The organism is Bacillus paralicheniformis (assembly GCF_001042485.2).
GTDB classification, from domain to species: Bacteria; Bacillota; Bacilli; order Bacillales; family Bacillaceae; genus Bacillus; species Bacillus paralicheniformis.
Map to the genome: position 1 here is coordinate 14,236 of NZ_LBMN02000001.1, position 23,836 is coordinate 38,071.

Genomic DNA, 23,836 nt, shown 5'->3' on the forward strand with positions numbered 1-23,836 from the left:
TGAAGACATTTGAAAATTGCAATCATCGCGGATGATTTGACGGGAGCGAACGACTGCGGCGGTCAGCTTGTTCATTACGGGATGGATGTTTCCGTCAAACTCGACGCCGAATTCACCAGACGGGAAACGGAAGGCGTCGTTATTTTCAATACGGACAGCAGATCGCTGTCAGCCGCAGAGGCGAAGGCGACTGTGAAAAACATCAGTGAACACATCTCCCGGCAATCGTTTGATATCGTCTACAAAAAAATCGACAGCACAATGAGGGGAAATATCGGAGCCGAGCTTCAAGCGATGCACGAAGTGTTTCAGCCGGATTTTGTACTGATCGCTCCCGGCTACCCTCAAAACGGACGTCAGGTTATCGGCGGCGTCCATTATGTGAACGGCGTAAAGCTTGAAGAAACCGAAGCGGCAAACGATCCGAAAACGCCTGTAGCCGAGTCGAATATTCAAAGATTAATAGAAAAGCAGACTCGAAATAAGAGCGGGCATTTATCATATGAAGACATCCGCCGCGGACACGGGCATGTTCGCAACAAGCTGGAACGCTTTCGGGCGGAAGGGATTTCATATGTGACGGCCGATTCGGTTCACGAATCCGATCTGCAGGATCTGGCGCTTATTTTGGAGAGTTTGCCGTATTCTATCATTTTAGCCGGTTCGGCAGGCTTGATGAGCTGCCTGCCCAAAGCGTTCAATCTGAAAGAAAGGGAGCTCGGTCAAACCGTTCCGTTTTCCGACCAGCCGATCATGTTTGTCGTCGGAAGCATGAGTCGGAAGGGGAGGGAACAGCTTCACGAACTATTCGCCGGACGTGCGGCTGAAAAAATTGAAATGAGATCAGAGCGCGTGCTGTGCGGCGGAGCTGAGAAAAGAAACGAGTTCGAACGGCTGAAGGAGAGGGCGGCGGACGTCCGCCGCCGTTCGAAACACATCGTCCTCTGCACCTCGGACAATGCGGCAGAGACACAGAAGATTGGTGAAAGCCGCGGACTCACCCCGGTTCAAACGAGCAATGCGGTGTCCGGTGCACTAGGCGAATTGGCGGGCGAGCTGATTCAAGCCTTTCATGTGAGACGTCTGTTTTTAACCGGAGGTGACACGGCATACCAAGTGCTGCATCAGCTTCGGATTCATGAGATACGATTGCTGGACGAAGTAGAGCCCGGCATTCCGCTGGGAGCAGCCGGTGAAGAATTGTACATTGTGACAAAGGCCGGAAATTTTGGCTCGCGTTCGGTGATGGCAAGTGCGGCAAACAAGCTACAAGGAGGATAAACAATGAAGAAACCGGTTATCGGCATTACAATGGGCGACGCGGCAGGCGTCGGTCCGGAAATTATCGTAAAAGCCCTCAAGTCCCGTGAAGTGTATGACATGTGCAGGCCGCTCGTCATCGGCGATATGAAAATGCTGAAAAAAGCCGCTTTCCAAATCGGATCAAAGGTTGTCATTAACAAGGTCGGGCATCCGGACGAGGGCGGTTTTGTACATGGAAAGATCGATTGCCTCGATATCGATCTGCTCCCTGAAAACCTGCCTGTCGGAAAGGTATCGGCTGAAGCTGGAAACGCCGCTTTCCATTTCGTGAAAAAAGCGGTTGAGCTCGCTAAAAAAGGCTGCATTCAAGCGATTTGCACAGCGCCTTTAAATAAGGAGGCGCTGCATAAAGGCGGACACCGATACCCGGGGCATACGGAAATTCTCGCTCATTTAACGAATACGACAGACTACAGCATGATGCTGGCTTCGCCAAAGCTGAAGGTGATTCACCTGACAACGCATCAAGGGCTGATCGAGGCGATTCAGTCGATTACGCCGGAGCGGACCTATAAAGTCATCCGTCTCGCACATGATACATTGACAAGAGCCGGATTCGAACAGCCGAAAATTGCTGTTTGCGGAATCAACCCCCATGCAGGGGAAAACGGCCTGTTTGGAAGCGGCGAGGAAGAACGGCAATTGCTTCCGGGGATTGAGCAGGCGGCAGCTGAGGGAATTGATGCCGGCGGCCCATACCCCGCAGACACGCTGTTTTACAAAGCTGTCAGAGGAGATGTTGACCTGGTCGTAGCCTGCTACCACGACCAGGGGCATATACCGGTCAAAGTCCTCGGGTTGGAAGAGGGCGTCAACATTACGGTCGGATTAAACGGCGGGATCATACGCACCTCTGTCGACCACGGAACCGCATTTGACATTGCGGGGCAGAACAAAGCCGATGAAAGAAGCATGCTCGCTGCTTTGCGGTCAGCCGCTGAGCTGGCGCCCAAATCGTAGAAAAATGAAAGAAGGTTGGTGCATCTTATGAAAGTCGTATGTACATCACCGTCATTTGCGAAATACTCAGACAATCCCGTCTTGTTTTTGAAGAAAAAAGGCATATCGCTGGAACGCCTTCCTGCAGATATAACCGAGGAGCAGTTCATAGAAGCAGCAGGCGGAGCGGATGCCGCGATCGTGGCGTTTAACCAGATTACGCCGTATGTCCTGGATCGTCTCCCTTCTTTAAAAATTGTCTGCAAACATGGCGTCGGTATCGACAATATTGATCTGCACGCTGCGAAAGAGCGCAATGTCTGGGTGACGAATGCTCCCAACGCCAACAAGCATGCAGTCGCCGATTTTGTATTCGGCCTCATGCTATCGGCTGCAAGACAGATTCCTGCAGCCGACAGGGAGACAAAGCTGGGAAAATGGCCGAGGATTTTTGGATCTGACGTTTACGGCAAAACACTCGGCATCGTCGGACTTGGCATGATCGGAAAAGAAGTCGCCAAACGGGCGCAAGGCTTCAATATGACTGTTTTAGCCTATGATGTGTTTCCCGATCGTGCATTCGCAGCCGATCATCACATCCAATTTACGGAGCTTGATCACCTCTTGAAAGAAAGCGACTTTATCACCCTTCATATGCCGCTCACAGCCGAAACGGAAAACATGATCGGTGAAAAAGAATTAGCCGCTATGAAAGAAACATCTTATCTGATCAATGCTTCAAGGGGAGGCATCGTGTCTGAGTGTGCGTTATATGATGCCTTGGCGAACGGGAGCATCGCAGGGGCTGCGCTTGACGTGTATCAAACCGAACCGCTGAAGCAGCACCCTCTCTTTGAGCTGGACCGTTTTATCGCCATGCCGCATATCGCGGGGTACACCCGAGATGCCGTACAGAACCTTGGGATGATATGCGTCAAAAACATCGCTAGTGTACTGATCGACAAACAAAAACCGGAGTTTGTCGTCAACGGGTTGTGAATGTGTTTTCATTCATGCCCTGCATCATGATTTGAAAGCGTTTTCTACAAATGGGATGAGGTGGATAACATGTTGAATCACCCGATTCAAAAAAAGTCAAATGTACGCTGGGTTGTCGCGTTTATGATGTGGGCTGCGATTGCCATCAATTATATTGACCGGACAGTGCTCTCGGCTGCCGCTCCTTATATTACCGAGGAATTCAACTTGACAGCCGGCCAAATGGGAATCATCATGTCCGGTTTCTTCTGGTCGTACGCTTTGCTGCAGCTGCCTTCTGGCTGGGCGGCCGACAAGTATGGCCAGAAAAAAACGCTCGGTTTTGCGGTCGTCTGGTGGTCTGTTGCTACGGCGCTGACGGGTCTTGCGACAGGCTTCAAATCCCTGCTCGGGCTGCGGGTCGCACTGGGAGTCGGAGAGGCTGCTGCATATCCGAGCAATGCGGGGATCGCCGCCAAATGGTTTCCGAAAAAAGAAAGGGCGACAGTAGCCGGAATTTTTGACAGCGGGTCAAAGTTTGGCGGAGCTGTTGCCATGCCTTTGATTGCCTGGATGATAGCGGTCTTTGACTGGAAACTGACGTTTCTTTTGATCGGACTTGTCGGTGTCGTGTGGGGAATTGTCTGGATGATTTTCTTTAAAGAGAATCCCGCAGATCATAAGCGCGTCAATGAGGCGGAACTGGCTCATATTCGGGAAGGGCAGGCTCACATGGAAGAAACGGGCGGCGGCCAGCCGCTGAAGTGGTATCAGCTATTCAAATATCGAAACATATGGGCGATGTGCATCGGATTTTTCATGATCAATTATAATTCTTACTTCTTTATCACATGGCTGCCGACATACCTTGTCAAAGAAAGGGGCATGGATTTAATCGAGATGGGGATTATGGCGTCTCTGCCGCTTTTGACTGCAATGGTCGTTGAAGTCGGAGCCGGGTGGATGTCCGACCGGATATATGCAAAGGGAAAACTGTCGCTGACAGCCGTCCGGAAACTGTTTTTAATTATCGGCCTTGCCATGGCTTCGTGCATCGGTTTTGCCGCTTTTGCAGATTCTGCTATCCTGGCTGTCATCCTTCTTTGTGTAGCGAAATCGGGAACGACTGTCGCCGCGTCCCAAGTCTGGGCGCTTCCGGGGGATGTGGCTCCGAAAAATATGACGTCGATGGTTGCCGGTATTCAAAATACAGTCTCTAATATGGGCGGAGTGGTCGGGCCCATCATTACCGGCTTCATCGTTGGCGCAACGGGTTCTTTCGTGCCGGCGCTCCTTTTTTCAGCTGTCTTGATCGTCATTGCCATTTTAAATTATTTATTCCTATTGGGAAAAGTGAAACAGATTCAAGTATAAGGAACAAGCCCGGCTCATAAGCCGGGCTTTTCTCATTTAAAATGACTTCAGCACATGCTCCCTGTATTGTGTCGCACCTTCAGCAAGCTCGCTTTTTCCGGCCGTGCCCGCTTGATAGAAGACGTACGGCGGAAGGTATGTAGTACCGATGAAGTTGCTTGTCGCCTGAAAAGGGCGTAACAGTTCGCTGATCGTATAGTGATTTGACCCGCCGGCCTGATAGGCTTCTTCGGGAGCGCCCGCCGATACAGCGACCATGAATTCTTTGCCGTGAAGCGCTGTGCCGTTTGTTCCGTATGCCCAGCCGTAGAGAAAAACGTGGTCCAGCCATTTTTTTAAAAGTGGCGGCGAGCTGTACCAATAAAGCGGAAACTGGAAGACGATCCGATCGTGTTCTTCACAAAGTTTTTGTTCTTTTTCCACATCAATGGCCTCGTCAGGATATTCCTGATAAAGGTCGCGGAATGTAATGCCGGGTGCATCTTTCAATGTGTCTGCAAATGCTCTGTTTACAACTGACTGCTCCATATTCGGATGAAATGCGAGTACCAATACTTTCATGATTCCATCTCCTTCTTCCATTTTATTCATCTTAACGAACAGCCAGCTTGGATTCAACAAAAACGCTTCATCCCTATTCAAGGAATCGGGCCGTGACAAAGGTCTTGATATAAGCCGCAAGACACAGAATTTGCATGCCTTGGAGGAAGATGCGAAAGGTCAAAATCCGAGTTTCTTCATTTATATATAAACATAAGTAAAAAGTCTCTTAAAGACTGCCATGAAAAAATAAGGCAAACAGGTGAAAACGGAGCTATAGACATGGATATTCATGATCGGGCGATATCTATTAATGCGATTATTCCGAATTTTAGGCAAGTTGAAATGGAAATGTGGATTTATATCCGGATGAATGGTTCAAGTCAAAAGCTCCCGTTATCTTCTAAAAAATTAAATATGAATGCAGGATGAATTAATGGTTTTTTGTTCTCATCAAAAACGCTTCTACTTCTTTGACGGTTAATCCCATTTCTTTGGCCTCCAACATAAGGGCTCTCCATTCGTCGATATTGGCTTGTGTCAGCTCCCTGTTTCGATAAAGCGTCCGTTCTTTCTTTTTCTGTTTGAGACGGTGTGTGAATTGAAACAGTTCTTCCTGGTTCATCCCCGCCTGCACGGCCTGTACAAGGTGGGTTCTCCACTCGTCTTCATGCTCGGTCCGGCGATAAAGGAACACTTCGGTATCAAACAATTCCTTTAATTCCACTTTCAGCGCACGGGAGATTTTTTTTAGGAATTCGACTGACGGATTTCTGTGAACGCCGCGTTCGATTTTGCTTAAATATGATTTTGATACGCCTGCTATATCAGCAAGCTGGTTAATGGAGTAGCCTTTTCTTTTTCTGTACATTCGGATGACTCTTCCGATCATACTGATTCCTCCTCTTCCCCTTGCCATTCATATAAAAACGCTTTCCTGTTCATTATAAGAAATAATTTGTTCTTTATAAAATTCAAAAATTTAAGATATCGACAGAAAATAAAAGAAAACGAACGGATTTGTTCTCTAAAAAGAACTATATAGCTAAATTCAGCATTTTTCAATTCAAATTTTTTCTTTTATAATCCAATCATTAACAAACGGCATTCCTGAGGAGGCAGTCAAGCATGAAAGAAAATATTGATTTTAGAGAACTGATTGCAATCTTGCGAAAAAGAACGGTTCTTATTCTCGTTTTGACAATAGGTGTAACATTGACGACCGGAATCATTCAGTTCTATGTGCTGACACCTGTCTATCAGGCATCGACGCAGATTTTGGTGCATCAAGTAGGAGAGAAAAAAGGGAGCGCCACGTACAGCGATATTCAAATCAACCTGCAATACACGCGGACATTCCAAGCGCTTCTGAAGAACCCGGTGATTTTGGAGCAAGTCAAGAGAGAGCTTGATTTACCTTACTCTGCCGGCCGGTTGGGTGAAAAAATCGCAACGAGCAGTGAAAGCGAATCAGAGATTATTAACATTACAGTTCAAGACGAAAATCAGAAACGGGCAGCCGATATAGCGAACACGCTAACAGCGGTGCTCAAAAAAGAGATTAAGCAAATCATGAACACCGATCGGATAACCGTCCTTTCAAAAGCCGACATCATCGATTCGCCGACTCCTGTCAGACCGAATTACAAAATGAATATTTTGCTGGCATTCGGCGCCGCAATAATGACCGGAATCGCTTTGGCGTTCTTTTTGGATTTTATCGATGATACGGTTGCAAGGCCGTCTCAAGTCGAAAAGGAAGCGGGATTTATTTATTTGGGAAGTATTGAGCAAATGAAGCATACAAAAAGTCTGTTTCGCGGAGACCCCGATATGAATATCCGTGTGAAAGCAGGAAGGAGTGAGCCGCTTGGCTATTAGAAAAAAACGCTCTCGCAAATATCAATCGGCGCTTGTCGCATTGCATCAGCCTAATGCGCCGATCGTCGAACAATATCGGACGATCAGGACGAACATTGAGTTCTCATCCTTTGAGAAGCCGTTTAAATCATTGCTCATCACATCGGGCCTCCCGGGAGAGGGCAAATCATTCTCGGCTTCAAACTTGGCGGTCGTATTTTCGCAACAGGAAAAAAAGGTCCTTCTGATCGACGCGGATTTAAGAAAGCCGACGATTCACAAAATTTTTGAGCTCGATAATCATTCTGGCGTCACAAATGTATTGATGAAAAAAACGACGCTGGAAAATGTCGTGCAGCAAAGCCCGGCGGAAAATCTCCATGTGCTGACAAGCGGTCCGATTCCTCCGAATCCGTCCGAGTTGTTGTCGTCGCAGGCGATGGAGGATCTGCTTGCTGAAGCGTACAACCAGTACGATTTAGTCATCCTTGATTCACCGCCGCTATTGCCGGTCGCAGACGCGCAAATATTGGCGAACCAAGTGGATGGAAGCATCCTTGTCATCCTCAGCGGAAAAACAAAGCTTGATAACGCGATCAAGTCGCGGGACGCGCTGAATTCTTCAAAAAGCGAACTGCTCGGCGCCGTGTTGAACGGGCGGAAAGTGAAGAAGGCGCGTCAGTATAATTACGCAACCATGTAATCTTTTGAAGCGGCTGCGCCGCTTTAGGTGATGTCTCCTTGCCTTTACCGATGGAGGCACTCGGCTCTACCGTGGGCAGACTACCCGTCTGCCTTAGACGCAAGTCGTCGATGGCGGAGCGTGAGGACGGGTTAAATGCCCATTTTTATTTAATTGACGTGCTCGGTTTAAATTTGAAAATCGCCCGTATCTTTTTAGCTCATGGGATTTTGCCCTAAAAGATCCTATCAGCTAGAAAGATACATTAGGAGGTAGGAAATTGACATATCGGAGAAGGCTTTCCATTATTACCGCACTCGATTCGTACTTGGTTTTGCTGTCCATCTTTATCGGATATCAGCTGATTTCGCCATCATATGATTTATACCCTTCGGAAATGCTGCTGATGACTTCACTGATACTGCTTGGCGCTCAGCATTTATTCGCCCATTGCTTCCACCTTTACAAAAAAGTGTGGGAGTACGCAAGCATCGGTGAATTATATGTGCTGCTTAAATCGATTACCTTGTCCCATCTTGTGACGGCGGTCCTCGAACTGTTTTTCTTTCAAAACGTTCCGGTTCGCCTTTTATGTTTAAGCTGGCTGTTCCAGCTGATCTTGATCGGCGGGTCGCGGATGATGTGGCGCATCATCAGGGAACAGGTGAACAAAGAAAGCAAAGGATCTTTAAAAGCGCTGATTATCGGAGCCGGCTCTGCCGGCAGTTTGATCGCAAAACAGCTTGTGCAAAAGCCGGAATTGAACATTAAGCCTGTCGCATTTATCGATGATGACAAAACGAAATACCGGCTTGAAATCATGGGTTTGCCCGTTTTAGGCGGAAAAGAGCAGATCATGCAGGCGGTCCGGCAGTGGAATATTGACCGGATCATCATCGCCATTCCATCTTTAAGCGTCACTCAGATGCAGGACATGTACAAGGCGTGTGCGCAAACGGGGATCAAAACGCAAATCATGCCGAAAATAGACGAAATTTTGCTCGGCAGACATCCTGTCGGCCAGCTTCGCGATGTCAAAGCGGAAGATTTGCTCGGAAGGGAGCCTGTCCAGCTTGATACAAGCGAAATCTCCAATACGGTCAAGGACCGCGTCGTTCTTGTGACGGGAGCCGGAGGTTCAATCGGCTCGGAAATCTGCCGGCAAATCAGCAAATTTAAACCGAAATCGATTGTTTTAGTCGGGCACGGAGAAAACAGCATTCATTCGATTCTGCTGGAACTGGAGGAGAAGTTCGGAAAGCATGTCGCCTATTATCCGGAAATCGCCGACATACAGGACAGAGAGAAAATGTTTTTGCTGATGGAACGCTACAAACCGAATGTCATTTATCATGCAGCTGCACACAAGCATGTGCCGCTGATGGAAAAATGCCCGAAAGAAGCTGTCAAAAACAATATTCTCGGTACGAAAAACGTCGCTGAAGCCGCCGACGAAACCGGAGTGGAAACTTTTGTCCTGATCTCGTCAGACAAAGCGGTCAACCCTGCCAATATCATGGGGGCGACGAAGCGGTTCGCAGAAATGCTGATCATGAATCTCGGCAAAACGAGCAAAACCAAATTTGTCGCCGTCCGCTTCGGAAATGTTCTCGGCAGCAGGGGAAGCGTCATTCCGATTTTCAAAAAACAAATCGCTAAAGGCGGTCCGGTCACTGTCACACACCAGGACATGACGAGGTACTTCATGACGATTCCGGAAGCTTCAAGGCTGGTTATTCAAGCGGGGGCGCTTGCCAAAGGAAGACAGATTTTCGTGCTCGATATGGGCGAACCGGTCAAAATCGTCGATCTCGCCAAAAATCTCATCCAGCTCTCCGGCTATACGACAGACCAGATCAAAATTGAATTTACAGGTATCCGCCCGGGAGAAAAAATGTACGAAGAGCTGCTGAATCAAAATGAAGTGCTGGCAGAGCAGGTTTTTCCGAAGATTCATATCGGCAAGGCGGTCGACGTCGAGTTGACGGTGCTGAAAACATTCATGGAGGAATTTATGTATTTGTCAGACCGCGAGCTGAGAGAACGCTTGTTCCAAGCGATCGGCCAGCATGAGAAAAAGCTGGTGACAGCGCACTAGGGGGAAGAACATGTCAAGAACGGTTTTGTTTTGCGCTACTGTGGATTACCATTTCAAGGCCTTCCACCTCCCATATTTAAAATGGTTTAAAGAGCAGGGGTGGAACGTTCATATCGCCGCAAAAGGAGATATGGCACTGCCTTATACAGACAAAAAATTTGATATCGACATCAGGCGTTCTCCTCTGAATGCAAGCAATATCGCAGCCTATCGGGAGCTGGCGCGCATCATTGACGAAAACCGGTACAGCATCATTCATTGCCATACGCCGATGGGAGGCGTGCTGGCAAGGCTTGCGGCCCGGAAACAGAGAAAAGAGGGAACGAAAGTGATCTATACCGCTCACGGTTTTCACTTTTGCCAAGGTGCACCTTTAAAGAATTGGCTGCTATACTATCCGATTGAAAAAGGGCTGTCCGCTTTGACCGATTGCCTAATCACGATCAATGAAGAAGATTTCGTCCTTGCAAAAGGCTTGCGCAAGGCGCTGCGAACAGAAAAAATCCATGGCATCGGCGTCGATACCGAGCGCTTTCATCCTGTCAGCGAAACAGAGAAAATGCTGCTCAGGAAAACATACGGTTTCAAAGAAGACGACTTTATTCTCATATATCCCGCGGAACTGAACGCGAATAAAAACCAGGCGCTGCTCATCGAAACGGCGGCTGCTTTAAAAGATAGAGCCCCGAACTTAAAGCTCGTGTTTGCAGGAAAAGGGCAGATGGAAGAAAAATACCGAAGTCTCGCTGAACAAAAAGGCGTTTCTTCGACCGTCACGTTTGCAGGTTTTCAAAAAAACATCCACGAATGGATTCAGCTTGCCGATGTGTCTGTCGCTTCAAGCATCAGGGAAGGGCTCGGCATGAACCTCCTGGAAGGAATGGCGGCAGGAAAGCCCGCCGTTGCAGCGGACAACCGCGGACACCGGGAAGTTATTCAAGAGGGCGTGAACGGATTTTTGATTCCGCAGGGAGACGCCGGAACGTTCAGCGACCGAATTTTGCAGCTGTACCGTCTGCCTTCTTTGCGAAAAAAGATGGGGGACGCGGGGAGACGAACGGCCGCCGCTTTTTCCCAGCAGCGCACCGTCAAAGAAATGGCGGGCATTTACTCTTCCTTTATGGATCATGAAACAGTTGAAAGGAGGCTGAAAGGATGACAGGGGGTCAAAAGCCGAAAGTTTCTGTCATTATGGGAGTCTACAATTGTGAGGACACGATCGCAGAGAGCATCGAGTCGATTTTAAATCAAACCTATAAAAATTGGGAACTGATTATATGCGACGATGCATCAACAGATGGGACATATGCTGTTGCCAGGCGGTATGCCGATCATTACGCAGATAAGATCAAGCTGATTAAAAACGAGAAGAATCAGCGGCTGGCTGCTTCGCTAAACCACTGTCTCCGGTACGCCGGCGGGAAATATATCGCGCGCCAGGACGGAGATGACATCTCTTTGCCAAGGCGTTTTGAAAAACAGGTCGCATTTCTTGAATCACAATCTCATTATCATGTCGTCGGCAGCGGAATGATGGCCTTCGACGAAAACGGGATCAGAGGCGTCAGAATGCTTCCTCCCTCTCCCGGGCCGAGAATCATGGCGAAAGGAACGCCGTTTTGCCATGCGACGATCATGATGAGAGCGGAAGTGTACGAGGCGCTGGACGGCTATCGGGTCGGCCGGAGAACAAGAAGGATGGAAGATATCGATTTGTGGCTCCGTTTTTTTGAAGCGGGCTACACGGGCTATAACCTTCAGGAAGCTTTATACAAAGTAAGGGAAGACGAATCGGCGTTTAAAAGGAGAAAGTTCAGCTACTCGATTGACAATGCGTTTATCGTCTTTGCCGCCTGCAGACGGCTGAAGCTGCCGCTCTCAGACTACATTTATATGATGAAACCCATCATCAGGGGGCTCATGCCTCCTTTTATCATGAACAAATACCATAAAAGAAGATTGATGAATGAAGGCGGAGGGGTCGTAAAACATGAGTGACGGAAGCGTGAGACCAGAACGGGTGCTTCACATCGTAAGCGGAATGAACCGCGGCGGAGCGGAGACGATGATTATGAATATATACCGCCATACAGACAGGCGGCATATTCAATTTGATTTTATTTCCCACCGGGAAGAAACGTGCGATTATGATCCGGAGATCATCACGCGCGGCGGCCGGGTGTTTTATGTACCAAGCATCGGGCGGTCGGGGCCTCTCGCCTACATCAAAAACATCAGAAGGATTTTGGTTGAGAAAGGGCCGTATGCCGCCGTGCACGCCCATACGGATTTTCAGACGGGGTTTGCCGCATTGGCGGCCAAGCTCGCCGGCGTTCCGGTGAGGGTCTGTCATTCCCACAACACGGCCTGGAAGCCTAACCCCCGGTTTTGGGATACATGGCAGCTCCTCGCATTCCGCCGTTTGATTTTCTCCAGTGCTACGGCTCTGTGCGCTTGCGGCAAAGATGCCGGGCGTTTTTTATTCGGCGGAAAAAAGATGGGCGAAAACGCGGTCCATCTTTTGCAAAACGGGATTGAACTTGACCGCTTCAAAGAAGCGAACGGCGTTTCAAAGACGGATACAAAAAAGAGCTTCGGCATCAAGGAAGACGCATTGGTTATCGGACATGTCGGCCGTTTTTTTGAACAGAAAAACCACGCGTTTCTGCTCGGGCTTGCCGCTCATTTCAAGAAATCGGGCACGCCTTTTCAAGCGGTGTTCGCAGGTGATGGTCCGCTGCGCAGACAGATGGAAGAAAAAGCCGCCGCTCTCGGTGTAAAAGACGACATTTTGTTTCTCGGCGTCGTCGAAGATATCCCGGCTCTCATGCAGACGTTTGATGTATTTGCCATGCCGTCTTTGTTTGAAGGGCTTCCTCTCGTACTCGTCGAAGCGCAGGCATCAGGGCTTCCTTGTATTGTATCAGACCATATTACAGAGGAAACCGATTTGGGACTCGGCCTGCTGACCCGTCTCAGCTTAAATGCCGGCTTTGAACGGTGGGCTGAGGATATCAGCCGTGCCGCTCAGGCGAAAAAGCCTGCATGGCCGGAGATTGAGAGAAGCCTGGCAGAGAGAGGCTATGATGCAAAAGCAAATTTGGCGAGACTGATGGACATCTATTCAATCTCCGCGGCAGAAGGACAGTGAGTGTATGTCTGTTTACATGTTGAATATGGGGATTGTTTTCATCTGGTCATGGTTTGCGAAAATGTACGGCAGGGAAGATCACAGGCTGCCGACGGGCTACCGTCCGAATGCGATCCTCACCGTCGTTCCGCTCGCGTCTTTGATTATCGTTGCCGGCTTAAGATACAAGGTCGGAACGGATTACCACACCTATATGCTGCTTTACGAATTAGCCGGAAAATACAACAACATTTGGGAGATCTTCGGTTTCGGAACAGATAAGTCGTCGACAGATCCCGGATTTACCGCACTCTTATGGATATTAAACCAGATTTCAGCCGATCCGGCGCTCATGTTTGCCGTCGTTGCCGCGATTACCTATATCTATATCGTCAAGACGCTATATGTGTATGGAAGGCCGTTTGAGTTGAGCATGTTTCTCTTTATCGGCATGTTTCACTATTACGCTTCGTTTAACGGTATTCGCCAATACATGGCGGCGGCCATTCTGTTTTGGGCGGTCCGGTATCTGATCGATGGGAAGCTGGTGCGCTATATGATCGTCGTGCTGATCTGTTCGCTTTTTCATTCTTCGGCTTTGATCATGATTCCTGTCTATTTCATCGTCAGAAGAAAAGCGTGGTCGCCTGTCCTCTGGTGCCTCATGCTCTTATTTTTGGCGGGAACTTTTCTGTATCAAAAATTTTTGTCCGTATTCCTTGTCGTGCTTGAAAACAGTCAATACGGACATTACGAAGAATGGCTGATGAAAAATACGAACGGCATGAACGCCATTAAAATCATCGTTCTTCTTCTCCCGCTCGTACTTGCATTCTGCTTCAGGGAGCAGCTCAGAAAACGCTGGCCCGAAGTCGATTATATCGTCAACCTTTGTCTGATCGGTTTCCTGTTCGGAATTTTGGCGACAAAGGATGTCATTTTTGCGAGGTTCAACATTTATTTCGGGCTCTATCAGCTGATTCTCGTTCCTTATTTTGTACGGATTTTCGAACCGAAATCGAACGCGCTTCTGTATGTTTTGATTTTGATCTGTTACTTCTTATACAGCTTTATGCTCATGCCGTTCGACTCGTCGGTATTGCCTTACAGAACGATTTTTGAACGTTGAATAGCGGAATATCTTGTGAAAATTTCGACAAAGGAGTCATCACATTGGAAAATCCAGCAGTTAGTCTACTGGTCGCTGTTTATAATACAGAAGCTTTTTTGCCGAATTGTTTGCAATCGCTGATCAGCCAGACCTTAAAAAATATCGAAATCATTATCGTTAATGACGGTTCAACAGACGGAAGCCAGAAGATCATTGATCATTACGCCCGAAAGGACGGACGCATCAAAACGATTCGGCAGGAGAATCAGGGCCTCGGCGCTGTCCGCAATAAAGGGATCGAAGCGGCGTCAGGCGAGTTCTTGGCATTCATCGACTCCGACGACTGGATTGAGCCGGACTATTGCCAATCTATGTATGAAAAAGCAAAGGATGAGGATGCCGACCTTGTCATCTGTGATTATGCCGTCGAAATTCAGGATACCGGAAAAACGGTCTGCCCGGACATCGGGAAAAACTATGAAGGAAAGCCGAAAGAGGCATTCATAAAAGCTTTATTAAAGGGTCAAGTAAGCGGCTTTTCCTGGAACAAGCTCTACAGGCGGAGCCTGATTGAGCAGCATAAGCTCGTTTTCCCGCTGCGCGACGAGCTGGAAAACATCGAAGATCAATACTTCAGCTTCAGATGCCTTCTATATGCGAATACGGCGGCGTTCGTGACTAAGCCGCTTTATCATTACAGGGTCCACCTGTCGTCCATCGTCCAAAAGTATCAGGCGGGGCTGTTTGAAGACGGGCTCGCTCTTTATGAAGCGAACCTTGACTGCCTGACAAAGCACGGAGAGCTTCCGGCTTTAAAGGAGGCGCTGCACGTCTTTATCGTCAACCACGGCTGCATCAGTATTTTAAATGAATGCAAGAGCCGAAACCAAAATCCTTCAATAGAAAAATATAAAAATATCCGCAGCATATGCGCCTGTCCGGAATTCAGGGGGAAAATTCCCGCGGTGGACATGTCGGCATTCGATTCGAAGAAGAAGCTTCTCCTTATGCTGATTCGCTTGCGGTTTATGCCGGCAGTGTATGGATTTGCGGCCATTTACCAGAAAATGATCGAGCACAGAATGAAGAAATAGGCGGTGAGGAAATGACCTTTCAGGAACTGAAGATCAATCTTGCAGAATGGCTTTTGCTCAAGGTGAAATATCCTTCTGAATATGTGATGGGAACGCCGGGTTTGAAGCGTTTTGATCAATACAAAGGCAAGAAAAAAATCATTCTGACTTTAATTCCGTCCCATGATAATTTGGGAGATCACGCGATTGCCCTGGCAAGCCGGACATTCATAGAAAACGAGTTTCCCGATTTTGAATTAATTGAAATCGGCATCAACGATATTTACAAACATGCAAAAGCCCTCATGCGCATCCGCCACCCCGAGGATATGGTGTTCATTATCGGCGGAGGAAATATGGGGGATTTGTACCGCAATGAGGAATGGACGAGGCGCTTTATTATCAAAACATTCAAGCATTATAAAATTGTCCAGCTCCCAGCCACCGCGCACTTTTCCAAGACGCCCCGCGGCAAAAAGGAGCTGAAAAGAGCGAAAAAAGTCTACAACTCCCATCGCCGGCTGTTTATGATGGCGCGCGATGATACAACCTATCAATTTATGAAACAGCATTTTTCAAAGCAAACGATTGTGAAGCAGCCTGATATGGTGCTTTATTTAAAGAAAGAACAGCAGTCTGAAAGAGACGGTGTGCTGGTTTGTTTAAGAGAGGATAAAGAAAGCTTTCTCAGACCGGAAGAGCGTGAAAAGCTGATGAAGGCTGTCGGCGACGAATACGGCGGCGTGCAAACTTTTACAACGACGATCGGCAGGAGGGTCAGCCGCATGTCCCGCGAGAAGGAGCTGAATCGGCTTTGGGATCAGCTGAGAGGTGCGGAGGTCGTTGTGACAGACAGGCTGCACGGCATGATTTTTTGTGCGATTACAGGGACGCCGTGCGTTGTGATCCGCTCTTTTGATCATAAGGTGCTTGAAGGCTTTCGCTGGCTGAAAAGCGTTCCTTCGATGAAGCTTGTGGAAAATCCCGATGCGGCAGAGGTTCTCGGCGCAATTGAAGAGCTGATTAAGACCGGTGATTCGTATCGTGAGACTCCGTCAAGGGAGCATTATTTCACAGATTTAAGACAGAAAATTATGGGTGATGTCCAATGAAGCCATTCGTCAGTATCATTGTTCCGATGTACAATGTCGAAGATTATATAGAAGAATGCGTCGATTCGCTGCGCAGGCAGACGCTGAAAAATATTGAAATCATCCTTGTCGATGACGGCTCTCCCGACAGATCCGGGGAGATAGCGAGAAAGTACTGCAGCCTGGATGCCAGAGTGAAAGTGATTCATAAAAAAAACGGCGGGCTGAGCTCGGCGAGAAATGCCGGTCTTCAAGCCGCGACAGGAGATTATGTGGGATTTGTCGACGGTGATGATTTTGTATTGTCTGCCATGTTTGAAAACATGTACGCCGCTGCCAAAAAAGACGACCTTGATATCGTCATGTGCGGGTATCATAAACATTCCGATGCGGAAGACACCTATTTCCCGCCGCCGCTGCCGACCGATCGTCTCTTGTTGAGCTGGGATATTAAACGCGAGCTCAAAAAGGCGCACGAAACCCGCTTCATCTGGTATGTGTGGCGGAATTTGTACAGGCGCGACCTGCTGAAGAAAAACCAGTTGTACTTTTTTGAGGACATTCGTTTTGCAGAGGATTCGCCGTTCAATTTGTACGCCTTTTATGCAGCGAAACGGGTGAGAGCGATCGATGACGGCTACTACATGTACAGGTGCAATCCGGATAGCCTGACGGAGGTGCCGTTTAAACCGTACATGGACGAAAGCCTGAAAAGGCAGTACCGGGCGAAAAGGAGATTCTATGAGACGTTTCAGCTTTTGGATGAATGTGCGGACGATCTGGAAACGTACACATGCAAACATCAAATTCCGATGCTTTTAGCCAATGCCTGTGCGGAACCGAAGCCTTCAAAGCAGGTGAGGCGGCACATTAAAGACATTTTGTCTTACCGGATGGTGCAGTCGTGCGTCAAATCAACGTCTCTCCGCAACCGCAATCTTTTAATCGGCCAACGGCTCGTTTTACTGCTATGCAAGCTGAATATTCCGATCCTGCTCGAATTGTTTTTTAAACGAAATCTGCCCAGTAAGGGATGAGCCTTTTGAATAAGACATTTATTTTGAATCTCGGCGCCAATGTGGCGTCTTTTTTATTATCGGTGCTGTTTTCGATGTGGCTGACGCCTTATGTCATCAAGAACCTCGGTGTTGAGGCGTTTGGGTTTGTCCATCTCACGCAGAATATGATCAATTACTTTTCGATTATTACGGTTGCCTTGAGCGCGGTCGTTGTCCGGTTTTTTTCTGTTTCCGCCCACAGGGGGGCGCTTGATGAAGCGAGGGGCTATATGAATACCTACATCGTTTCATCACTGGTGCTTTCGGTCATCTTGTTTTTTCCGCTTGGCGGCACGGTGTTTTTTATCGATCAGATCATTCGCGTTCCCGCCGGTCTTTTGGGGGATGTGCAGATCGCGCTTTTGATCGGGAGCCTGCTGTTTTTATTGACCTTTGTGATGTCGGGATTTGCCGCCGGTCCGTTTTTTGCCAATAAAATCTATATTACAAGCACGATCCAGGCCGTCCAAATGCTGATTCGCGTCTTGAGCGTATTGTTGATTTTCGCGTGGTTTGCACCGAAGATCTGGCACATTCAGCTCGCCGCTCTTATCGCAACCGCTTCGGCGTGCATCCTGTCGATCTTTTTCTTTAAGAAATTGATCCCATGGTTTACGTTTCGTGTGAGGGATATGTCGTTTGCAAAGTGCAAAAAACTGCTTCAAGCGGGAGGATGGAGCTCCGTCAGCCAAGTCGGCGTCCTGCTGTTTCTGCAAATCGATTTAATGGTGGCGAATGTGATGCTGGGGGTTTCCGAATCCGGCATGTACGCCGCGATCATTCAGTTTCCGCTGTTATTGCGGACGCTTTCGGGAACGCTTGCGGCCGTATTTTCACCTACGATTACACTCTATTATTCAAAAGGCGACAAAGAAGGGCTCGTCCGCTATGCCAACCAGGCCGTCAGAATTAACGGCATTCTGCTCGCTTTGCCGGCTGCGCTTCTGGGCGGGCTTGCCGGCCCGTTTCTGTCGCTGTGGCTTGGCCCTTCATTCGAACATTTGAAATGGCTTTTACTGATACATGCGGGTTATTTGGTTGTTTCATTAAGCCCGGCGCCGCTTTTTTATATTTTTACCGCCTATAACAAGCTGAGAACACCGGCGCTGACCACGGTTGCCTTCGGCGTTGTCAATTTGCTGCTTGCCATCGTGCTGAGCGGACCGGCGGGACTCGGCCTTTACGGAATTGCGCTGGCCGGTGCGGCAGCTTTAATGCTGAAAAATGTCGTCTTCACTCCGATTTATGCGTCAAAGATTACGGGTGAAAGAAAAAGGGTTTTTTATAAAGGTATATACAGGCCGGTTGCCGGTGCTTCATTTACCTTGGCTGTCTGTTACGCTCTTCAATACTTATTTGCAATCGACAGCCTGCTGTCCCTGTTTGTCACGGCGCTTGCTGCGACGGGGACATACGGCCTGTTTGCCTATTTCGTCATGTTGACGAAAGCGGAACGGCATATTGTCACAACAAGGCTCCAAGCATTTCGATGCTCTTTATCCTTCCCGTTTCAAAAGGGATTTTTTAAATAAAAGAAAGGGGTGCGTTTTTCGTGCTTGCGAAACGGTTTTTCGATCTTGCATTGTCGGTTATTTTGCTGATCGCGCTCAGTCCGGCCATGATCCTGACAGCTTGCCTCATCAGATGGAAAATCGGCTCGCCTGTTTTATTTCGCCAAACCCGTCCGGGGCTGAATGGCGAGCCTTTTACATTATATAAATTCAGAACAATGACTGATGAAAGAGATGAAGCAGGCAATCTGCTAAGCGATGAAAAACGGCTGACAAAGACGGGGCGGCTGATCAGAAAAACGAGCCTTGACGAATTGCCGCAGCTGATCAACGTCATCAAAGGAGATCTCAGCCTCGTCGGGCCGCGGCCGCTTTTGATGGAGTATATTCCCCTCTATACGAAGCGGCAATGGAGACGGCATGAAGTCAAGCCGGGCATCACGGGCTGGGCGCAGATCAACGGGAGAAATAAAGTGACATGGGAGGAAAAGTTTGAACTTGATGTCTGGTATGTGGATCATCGTTCTTTTTTGCTTGATCTCAAAATCCTTTTGTTGACTGTCGTAAAAGTCTTGAAGTCGGAAGGCGTCAGCCAGGACCGCCATGTGACAGCAGAAAAATTTACGGGGAGAAGGAATGCCTGATGCAAAATGTGGTGATCATCGGAGCCGGCGGCCATGGGAAAGTCGTTCTGGATCTTGTAAAAGCACGGCCTGATACGGCGCTTGCCGGCATTCTCGATGACCGGTATGCGGAGCTTCATGTCGAGAACGGTCTGTATCGCGGGCCTTCAAGCGCAGCAGAAGAACTTGCGCGATTGCATCCGGACGTGAAGTTCGTCTTAGCTGTCGGTCAAAACGGCATCAGACAGCAGCTGTATGAACGTCTCGGCCTTCCGCTTGACCGGTATGCGGTTTTGATTCATCCGTCCGCCGTGATCAGCGGTTCGGCCCGGATTCAAAACGGCGCCGTTGTCATGGCGTCGAGCGTCATCCAAGCGGATGCCGACATCGGCATCCACACGATTGTCAACACAGGTGTGATCGTCGAACATGACAACCGGATCGGCGATTACGTTCATCTTTCGCCGGGAACGGTGTTAACCGGCGGTGTGACAGTTATGGAAGGCGCTCATCTCGGAGCGGGAACGGCGGTCATTCCCGGAAAGACAATCGGCCGCTGGAGCGTAACGGGAGCGGGATCATCCGTCATTCACGACATTCCTGATGATTGTACCGCTGTCGGAGTCCCTGCAAGAAAAATTAAATATCACAGCAGTAAAAAGGGTGAAAAACATGAGTCAGAATAAGCGAATTTATTTATCCCCGCCGCACATGAGCGGAGACGAAGAGCGCTATGTAGCTGAAGCGTTTCGGACAAACTGGATCGCGCCGCTCGGTCCCCTTGTCGATACATTCGAAGAAAAGCTTGCCGCCTATGCGGGGACGTCCGGTGCCGCGGCAGTCAGCTCAGGAACAGCCGCAATCCACCTGGCGTTGAAATTGCTCGGCGTCGGCAAAGGCGATAAGGTCTTCTGTTCTTCCTTTACGTTTGTAGCGAGCGCCAATCCGATTATATATGAGCAGGCTGAGCCGGTTTTCATCGATTCTGAACGGGATACATGGAACATGTCGCCCGAGGCGCTTGAACGGGCGCTCGACGAAGCGGAGCGGGCCAGAAATCTTCCGAAAGCCGTCATCGTCGTCAACTTGTACGGCCAAAGCGCGAAAATAGACGAGATTATCGCGCTTTGCGATCGATTTGCCGTCCCTGTTATTGAAGATGCGGCCGAATCGCTCGGTTCTGTTTATAAGGGCAGAAAAAGCGGAACCTTCGGACGCTTCGGCATTTATTCGTTCAACGGCAACAAAATCATCACCACATCAGGCGGAGGAATGCTTGTCAGCGATGATGAAGACGCTTTGAAGAAGGCGCGCTTTTTAGCCACTCAGGCGCGCGAGCCCGCCATTCATTATCAGCACGAAAAAGCGGGCTACAATTACCGGATGAGCAATGTCCTGGCCGGAATCGGTATCGCTCAGCTCGCCGTCCTGGATGACAGGGTACACGCCAGACGGGCGATCTTCGAGCGCTATCAGGAGGCGCTCGCCGGTATCGAAGGTATAGAATTCATGCCTGAAGCCGGCATGTCAAACCGCTGGCTCACGACATTAACGTTTGATACAGCAAAGATTCAAACAACACCGGCGGACATCATTGAACAGCTCGCAAATGAAAACATTGAAGCCCGGCCGTTATGGAAGCCGTTGCACAGACAGCCCCTTTTTAAAGGAGCGGCCTTTTATCCGCACGATGACCAAGGCTCTGTCTGCTGCGACTTATTTCAGCGCGGGCTCTGCCTGCCGTCAGGATCAAGTATGACGCGAAAAGAGCAGGACCGGGTGATTCAAATCGTGGCCGACCGGATTAAATATAAATGAGGTGCTAAACATGGCGATTACATATTCCATGGACAGCTTAAAGCATAAGCTGGCAGAAATTTTGGATGTCATCCCAAGACATTCATCAGTCGTTTACTTGGACTACCCGCTCTATGGAAACGTCGGAGACTTATTGATCATGAAAGGAACGGAAGCTTTTTTTGAAGCATACGGCATCAAGGTGCGCGAAAGATGGAATGCAGAGAATTTTATTCCGGGCCGCCGCATTCCAAAGGACGCCATCATCGTTTGTCAGGGGGGCGGCAATTTCGGCGATTTGTACCCTCACTTTCAGCAGTTCAGGGAACGGGTTGTCGAACATTACCCCGACCACCGGATCGTCATTCTGCCGCAGTCGATTTATTATGAACATGAAGAAAATGCAAAAAAAACGCGCGGCATTTTGGCGGCTCACCCGGATCTGCACTTATTCACGCGGGAAAAGGCATCCTTCGAATTTGCTCTCAAGCATTTCGAAGGGGTGAAAAACATCAGAATGATGCCCGATATGGCTCACCAGCTCTGGCCGATCGCGGCACCTGCCGAAAAGCCTTCTGAGTCCGTTCTGCGGTTGATCAGAACCGACAAAGAAGCAAACAGCAGCCTGCAAAAAGCAGAGGAGCCGGATACGTACGATTGGAACGTTATCTTGTCAGAAGGCGACAAACGCGGAATCAAACGCTTGCAGACGATCAATGTCCTCAACAAAAAAGCCGGCAATCCGCTGCCGATCGCTTCTTATTGGAAACGCTATTCGGACAGCCTCGTCGACAAATCAATCCGTTTTTTCAACCGCTATGAATCCGTCGTTACTTCAAGGCTGCACGGCCACATCTTATCGTGTCTGCTCGGAAAAGAAAATGTCGTGATTGACAACTCCTACGGAAAAAACGCAAATTACTACAACACATGGATGAAGGATATCCCGAGTACAAAACTGATTCAAAACAATCCGGAAGAAGCAGAAAAACCGCCTGTTCACGTATGACAGGCGGTTTTTTTGCTATGCTTCTTCGCGCTTTACTTTGTTGTAGGCTTCATCCAAATGCTGAATCCGTTTTAAGACGACCGCGTTTTTTGTCAGCTGGTCTTGGACAAGCGTTGACACGACTGAACGGTAGTAGCTGTTCATTGCGTGAATTTTATCCTCATTTGGATGCATTTCAATATGGGTTTTAAAATTTTCTATGAAATAGGGTACAGAGAAAAGTTCTGTCAATGGTAACACTCCTTTTTTAAGTCTATACGGTACGGAACCGATCGTGTAAACTAATAGTGGGAGGGGAGATATGATGAACTTGCATGTACAGCAGCAGCAAACGGCAAAACTTCACTTGACGCAAGGGCTTGCCCAAGCCATTCATATGCTTCAGTATTCGTCGGCCGAGCTGAACAGCCGGATTGACGAACTCTCATTGGAAAACCCCCTGATCGAACGAAAAGACCCCGATATTCCCCGATCATTTTACCATAAAACGAATCGTCATTTGCAAAATGAAGGAATGAGCCGCTCTGAGACGGCGCATTCCCGTGAAGATATCAAAAGCGTCTTGAAACAGCAGGCGCTCGATCTCCGGCTGTCAAACCGGGAAAAGCGGATTTTCAGCTACCTGGTCGAATCCCTTGATCGAAACGGATATGTGACAGAAGACATCGCCTTTATCGCTTCCGAGCTGGCTGTCACCAGAGAAGAAGTGGAAGAAGTCTTGGGCAAGCTGCAGACTCTTGATCCGGCAGGCATCGGAGCGCGGTCGCTTCAGGAATGCATCCTGATCCAATTAAAGCGTCTGCCAAAGGAGACGGCAAAAGCGGAAAAAGTTATTTCCCTATACTTTGACCTGTTTGCCAAAAAAGGATGGAAAGAGCTGTCTGAGAGAGCGGGCCTTTCGCTCTCAGAGCTTCAGGACATACAAGATCTTGTTGCAGAGCTGTCGCCGCGTCCCGGATTGATGTATGGCACGGATGAAGGCGGAGTCTATATCGAGCCTGATGTCATCATTTCAGCCGAGGATGGAAAATTGGTGCTTGAGCTCAGCAGCCGTTCTTTTCCCGATATCCAGCTTAACGCGTTTTACGAGCCGTTTTTGCAGCGCCAGTCAAAAGACGAGGCGACCGTTTATATCTCTGATAAGTTCAAGCAGTGGAAATGGCTCGACAATGCCCTCAGGCAAAGACGGGAAACGATGCGGAGGGTGATGGCGGAAATTATGGTGCGTCAAAAAGATTATTTTTTAAAAGGGAAAGATGAACTGAAGCCGCTCACATTAAAAGAAGTCGCCGATGCCCTCGGGGTTCACGAATCAACAGTAAGCCGTGCAGTCAAAGGGAAAATCGTGCAGACGCCTTTTGAGCTGTGCGAGCTTAAACGGTTTTTTTCGGCGAAGGTAAAGGATGCCGCTGACGGACATACATCAAGTCACACAGTCAAAGCGCATCTTCGTCGGCTGATCGATGAAGAAAATAAAATGAAACCGCTTTCAGACCAGAAGCTGGCCGACCTTTTAAACGAAAAGCACGGCATCGTCATATCGAGGCGGACCGTCGCCAAATACCGCGATCAGCTTAATATACTGCCTTCGTCTGTCAGAAAGAGATATCAATAAAGAAGCCGTCCGGCACGAACGCCG

At 48.7% G+C, this 23,836-nt stretch carries 24 protein-coding genes; 21 read left to right on the forward strand and 3 right to left on the reverse strand.

All coding sequences use genetic code 11. The annotated features are described in order from the left end of the window. Positions 1-9: 9 nt before the first annotated feature. The 4 genes from ACH97_RS00085 to ACH97_RS00100 all read left to right on the forward strand — a co-directional run bounded on the left by ACH97_RS00085 (position 10) and on the right by ACH97_RS00100 (position 4,614). Positions 10-1,281 (forward strand): four-carbon acid sugar kinase family protein, encoded by a 1,272-nt coding sequence (locus ACH97_RS00085; RefSeq protein WP_020453038.1) that lies wholly within the window; start codon positions 10-12, stop codon positions 1,279-1,281. Between the two features lie 3 nt (positions 1,282-1,284). Beyond that, positions 1,285-2,283: a 4-hydroxythreonine-4-phosphate dehydrogenase PdxA gene (gene pdxA / locus ACH97_RS00090; RefSeq protein WP_020453037.1), complete on the forward strand. Its 999-nt coding sequence runs from the start codon at positions 1,285-1,287 to the stop codon at positions 2,281-2,283. A gap of 27 nt (positions 2,284-2,310) precedes the next feature. Continuing rightward, a complete protein-coding gene (locus tag ACH97_RS00095) occupies positions 2,311-3,261 on the forward strand; it encodes a phosphoglycerate dehydrogenase (protein WP_020453036.1) in 951 nt (316 codons plus the stop codon). Positions 3,262-3,330: 69 nt separating this feature from the next. Next, a complete protein-coding gene (locus ACH97_RS00100) occupies positions 3,331-4,614 on the forward strand; it encodes an MFS transporter (protein ID WP_020453035.1) in 1,284 nt (427 codons plus the stop codon). 36 nt (positions 4,615-4,650) lie between these two features. Here the strand turns inward: ACH97_RS00100 and ACH97_RS00105 are convergent, their stop codons facing one another. Beyond that, positions 4,651-5,175, reverse strand: coding sequence for an NAD(P)H-dependent oxidoreductase (locus tag ACH97_RS00105; protein WP_023856337.1), 525 nt, complete (start codon positions 5,173-5,175; stop codon positions 4,651-4,653). A 261-nt stretch (positions 5,176-5,436) separates the two neighbouring features. Between ACH97_RS00105 and ACH97_RS23300 the strand changes: the two genes are divergently transcribed. Further along, a complete protein-coding gene (locus tag ACH97_RS23300) occupies positions 5,437-5,586 on the forward strand; it encodes a hypothetical protein (RefSeq protein ID WP_023856336.1) in 150 nt (49 codons plus the stop codon). Between the two features lies 1 nt (position 5,587). Here ACH97_RS23300 and slrR read toward each other — a convergent pair whose 3' ends face one another. Further along, positions 5,588-6,046: an HTH-type transcriptional regulator SlrR gene (gene slrR, locus ACH97_RS00110; protein ID WP_020453033.1), complete on the reverse strand. Its 459-nt coding sequence runs from the start codon at positions 6,044-6,046 to the stop codon at positions 5,588-5,590. 236 nt (positions 6,047-6,282) lie between these two features. Here slrR and ACH97_RS00115 point away from each other — a divergent pair, with 236 nt between their 5' ends. The 15 genes from ACH97_RS00115 to ACH97_RS00185 all read left to right on the forward strand — a co-directional run bounded on the left by ACH97_RS00115 (position 6,283) and on the right by ACH97_RS00185 (position 22,197). Next, a complete protein-coding gene (locus ACH97_RS00115) occupies positions 6,283-7,035 on the forward strand; it encodes a YveK family protein (RefSeq protein ID WP_020453032.1) in 753 nt (250 codons plus the stop codon). Beyond that, a complete protein-coding gene (locus tag ACH97_RS00120) occupies positions 7,025-7,717 on the forward strand; it encodes a CpsD/CapB family tyrosine-protein kinase (RefSeq protein WP_020453031.1) in 693 nt (230 codons plus the stop codon). The genes ACH97_RS00115 and ACH97_RS00120 overlap by 11 nt, the downstream gene beginning before the upstream one ends. Positions 7,718-7,976: 259 nt before the next feature. Then, the gene (locus ACH97_RS00125; protein ID WP_020453030.1) at positions 7,977-9,794 is read left to right on the forward strand and encodes a polysaccharide biosynthesis protein; all 1,818 of its coding nucleotides are present in this window, start codon (positions 7,977-7,979) and stop codon (positions 9,792-9,794) included. 10 nt (positions 9,795-9,804) lie between these two features. Continuing rightward, positions 9,805-10,953, forward strand: coding sequence for a glycosyltransferase family 4 protein (locus ACH97_RS00130; protein ID WP_020453029.1), 1,149 nt, complete (start codon positions 9,805-9,807; stop codon positions 10,951-10,953). Next, positions 10,950-11,792, forward strand: coding sequence for a glycosyltransferase EpsE (gene epsE / locus ACH97_RS00135; RefSeq protein ID WP_020453028.1), 843 nt, complete (start codon positions 10,950-10,952; stop codon positions 11,790-11,792). The genes ACH97_RS00130 and epsE overlap by 4 nt, the downstream gene beginning before the upstream one ends. Continuing rightward, on the forward strand, positions 11,785-12,945 hold the full coding sequence (locus tag ACH97_RS00140; protein ID WP_048350322.1) for a glycosyltransferase family 1 protein: 1,161 nt from the start codon (positions 11,785-11,787) through the stop codon (positions 12,943-12,945). Before epsE ends, ACH97_RS00140 begins: the two co-directional genes overlap by 8 nt. A 4-nt stretch (positions 12,946-12,949) precedes the next feature. Then, the gene (locus tag ACH97_RS00145; protein ID WP_020453026.1) at positions 12,950-14,053 is read left to right on the forward strand and encodes an EpsG family protein; all 1,104 of its coding nucleotides are present in this window, start codon (positions 12,950-12,952) and stop codon (positions 14,051-14,053) included. Between the two features lie 44 nt (positions 14,054-14,097). Beyond that, positions 14,098-15,129 (forward strand): glycosyltransferase family 2 protein, encoded by a 1,032-nt coding sequence (locus tag ACH97_RS00150; RefSeq protein ID WP_020453025.1) that lies wholly within the window; start codon positions 14,098-14,100, stop codon positions 15,127-15,129. Positions 15,130-15,140: 11 nt separating this feature from the next. After that, positions 15,141-16,220: a polysaccharide pyruvyl transferase family protein gene (locus tag ACH97_RS00155; protein WP_048350321.1), complete on the forward strand. Its 1,080-nt coding sequence runs from the start codon at positions 15,141-15,143 to the stop codon at positions 16,218-16,220. Beyond that, positions 16,217-17,236, forward strand: a complete 1,020-nt coding sequence (locus ACH97_RS00160; RefSeq protein ID WP_020453023.1) for a glycosyltransferase — start codon at positions 16,217-16,219, stop codon at positions 17,234-17,236. Before ACH97_RS00155 ends, ACH97_RS00160 begins: the two co-directional genes overlap by 4 nt. Beyond that, positions 17,233-18,789, forward strand: coding sequence for an MATE family efflux transporter (locus tag ACH97_RS00165; protein ID WP_031305047.1), 1,557 nt, complete (start codon positions 17,233-17,235; stop codon positions 18,787-18,789). The genes ACH97_RS00160 and ACH97_RS00165 overlap by 4 nt, the downstream gene beginning before the upstream one ends. A gap of 20 nt (positions 18,790-18,809) precedes the next feature. Next, a complete protein-coding gene (locus tag ACH97_RS00170) occupies positions 18,810-19,412 on the forward strand; it encodes a sugar transferase (protein ID WP_025810736.1) in 603 nt (200 codons plus the stop codon). Beyond that, positions 19,412-20,077: an acetyltransferase gene (locus ACH97_RS00175; RefSeq protein WP_025810737.1), complete on the forward strand. Its 666-nt coding sequence runs from the start codon at positions 19,412-19,414 to the stop codon at positions 20,075-20,077. Before ACH97_RS00170 ends, ACH97_RS00175 begins: the two co-directional genes overlap by 1 nt. Beyond that, complete coding sequence (locus ACH97_RS00180; protein ID WP_048350320.1) at positions 20,064-21,209, forward strand: DegT/DnrJ/EryC1/StrS family aminotransferase; 1,146 nt, start codon at positions 20,064-20,066, stop codon at positions 21,207-21,209. Before ACH97_RS00175 ends, ACH97_RS00180 begins: the two co-directional genes overlap by 14 nt. Before the next feature lie 10 nt (positions 21,210-21,219). After that, on the forward strand, positions 21,220-22,197 hold the full coding sequence (locus tag ACH97_RS00185; RefSeq protein ID WP_020453018.1) for a polysaccharide pyruvyl transferase family protein: 978 nt from the start codon (positions 21,220-21,222) through the stop codon (positions 22,195-22,197). Positions 22,198-22,212: 15 nt separating this feature from the next. On the opposite strand, the gene yvfG is transcribed toward ACH97_RS00185, so the two are convergent. Continuing rightward, on the reverse strand, positions 22,213-22,428 hold the full coding sequence (gene yvfG / locus ACH97_RS00190) for a protein YvfG (RefSeq protein WP_003185491.1): 216 nt from the start codon (positions 22,426-22,428) through the stop codon (positions 22,213-22,215). Positions 22,429-22,501: 73 nt separating this feature from the next. On the opposite strand from yvfG, the gene rpoN reads away from it, so the two are divergent. Then, positions 22,502-23,812 (forward strand): RNA polymerase factor sigma-54, encoded by a 1,311-nt coding sequence (gene rpoN, locus ACH97_RS00195; protein WP_026580131.1) that lies wholly within the window; start codon positions 22,502-22,504, stop codon positions 23,810-23,812. Positions 23,813-23,836: the final 24 nt, after the last annotated feature.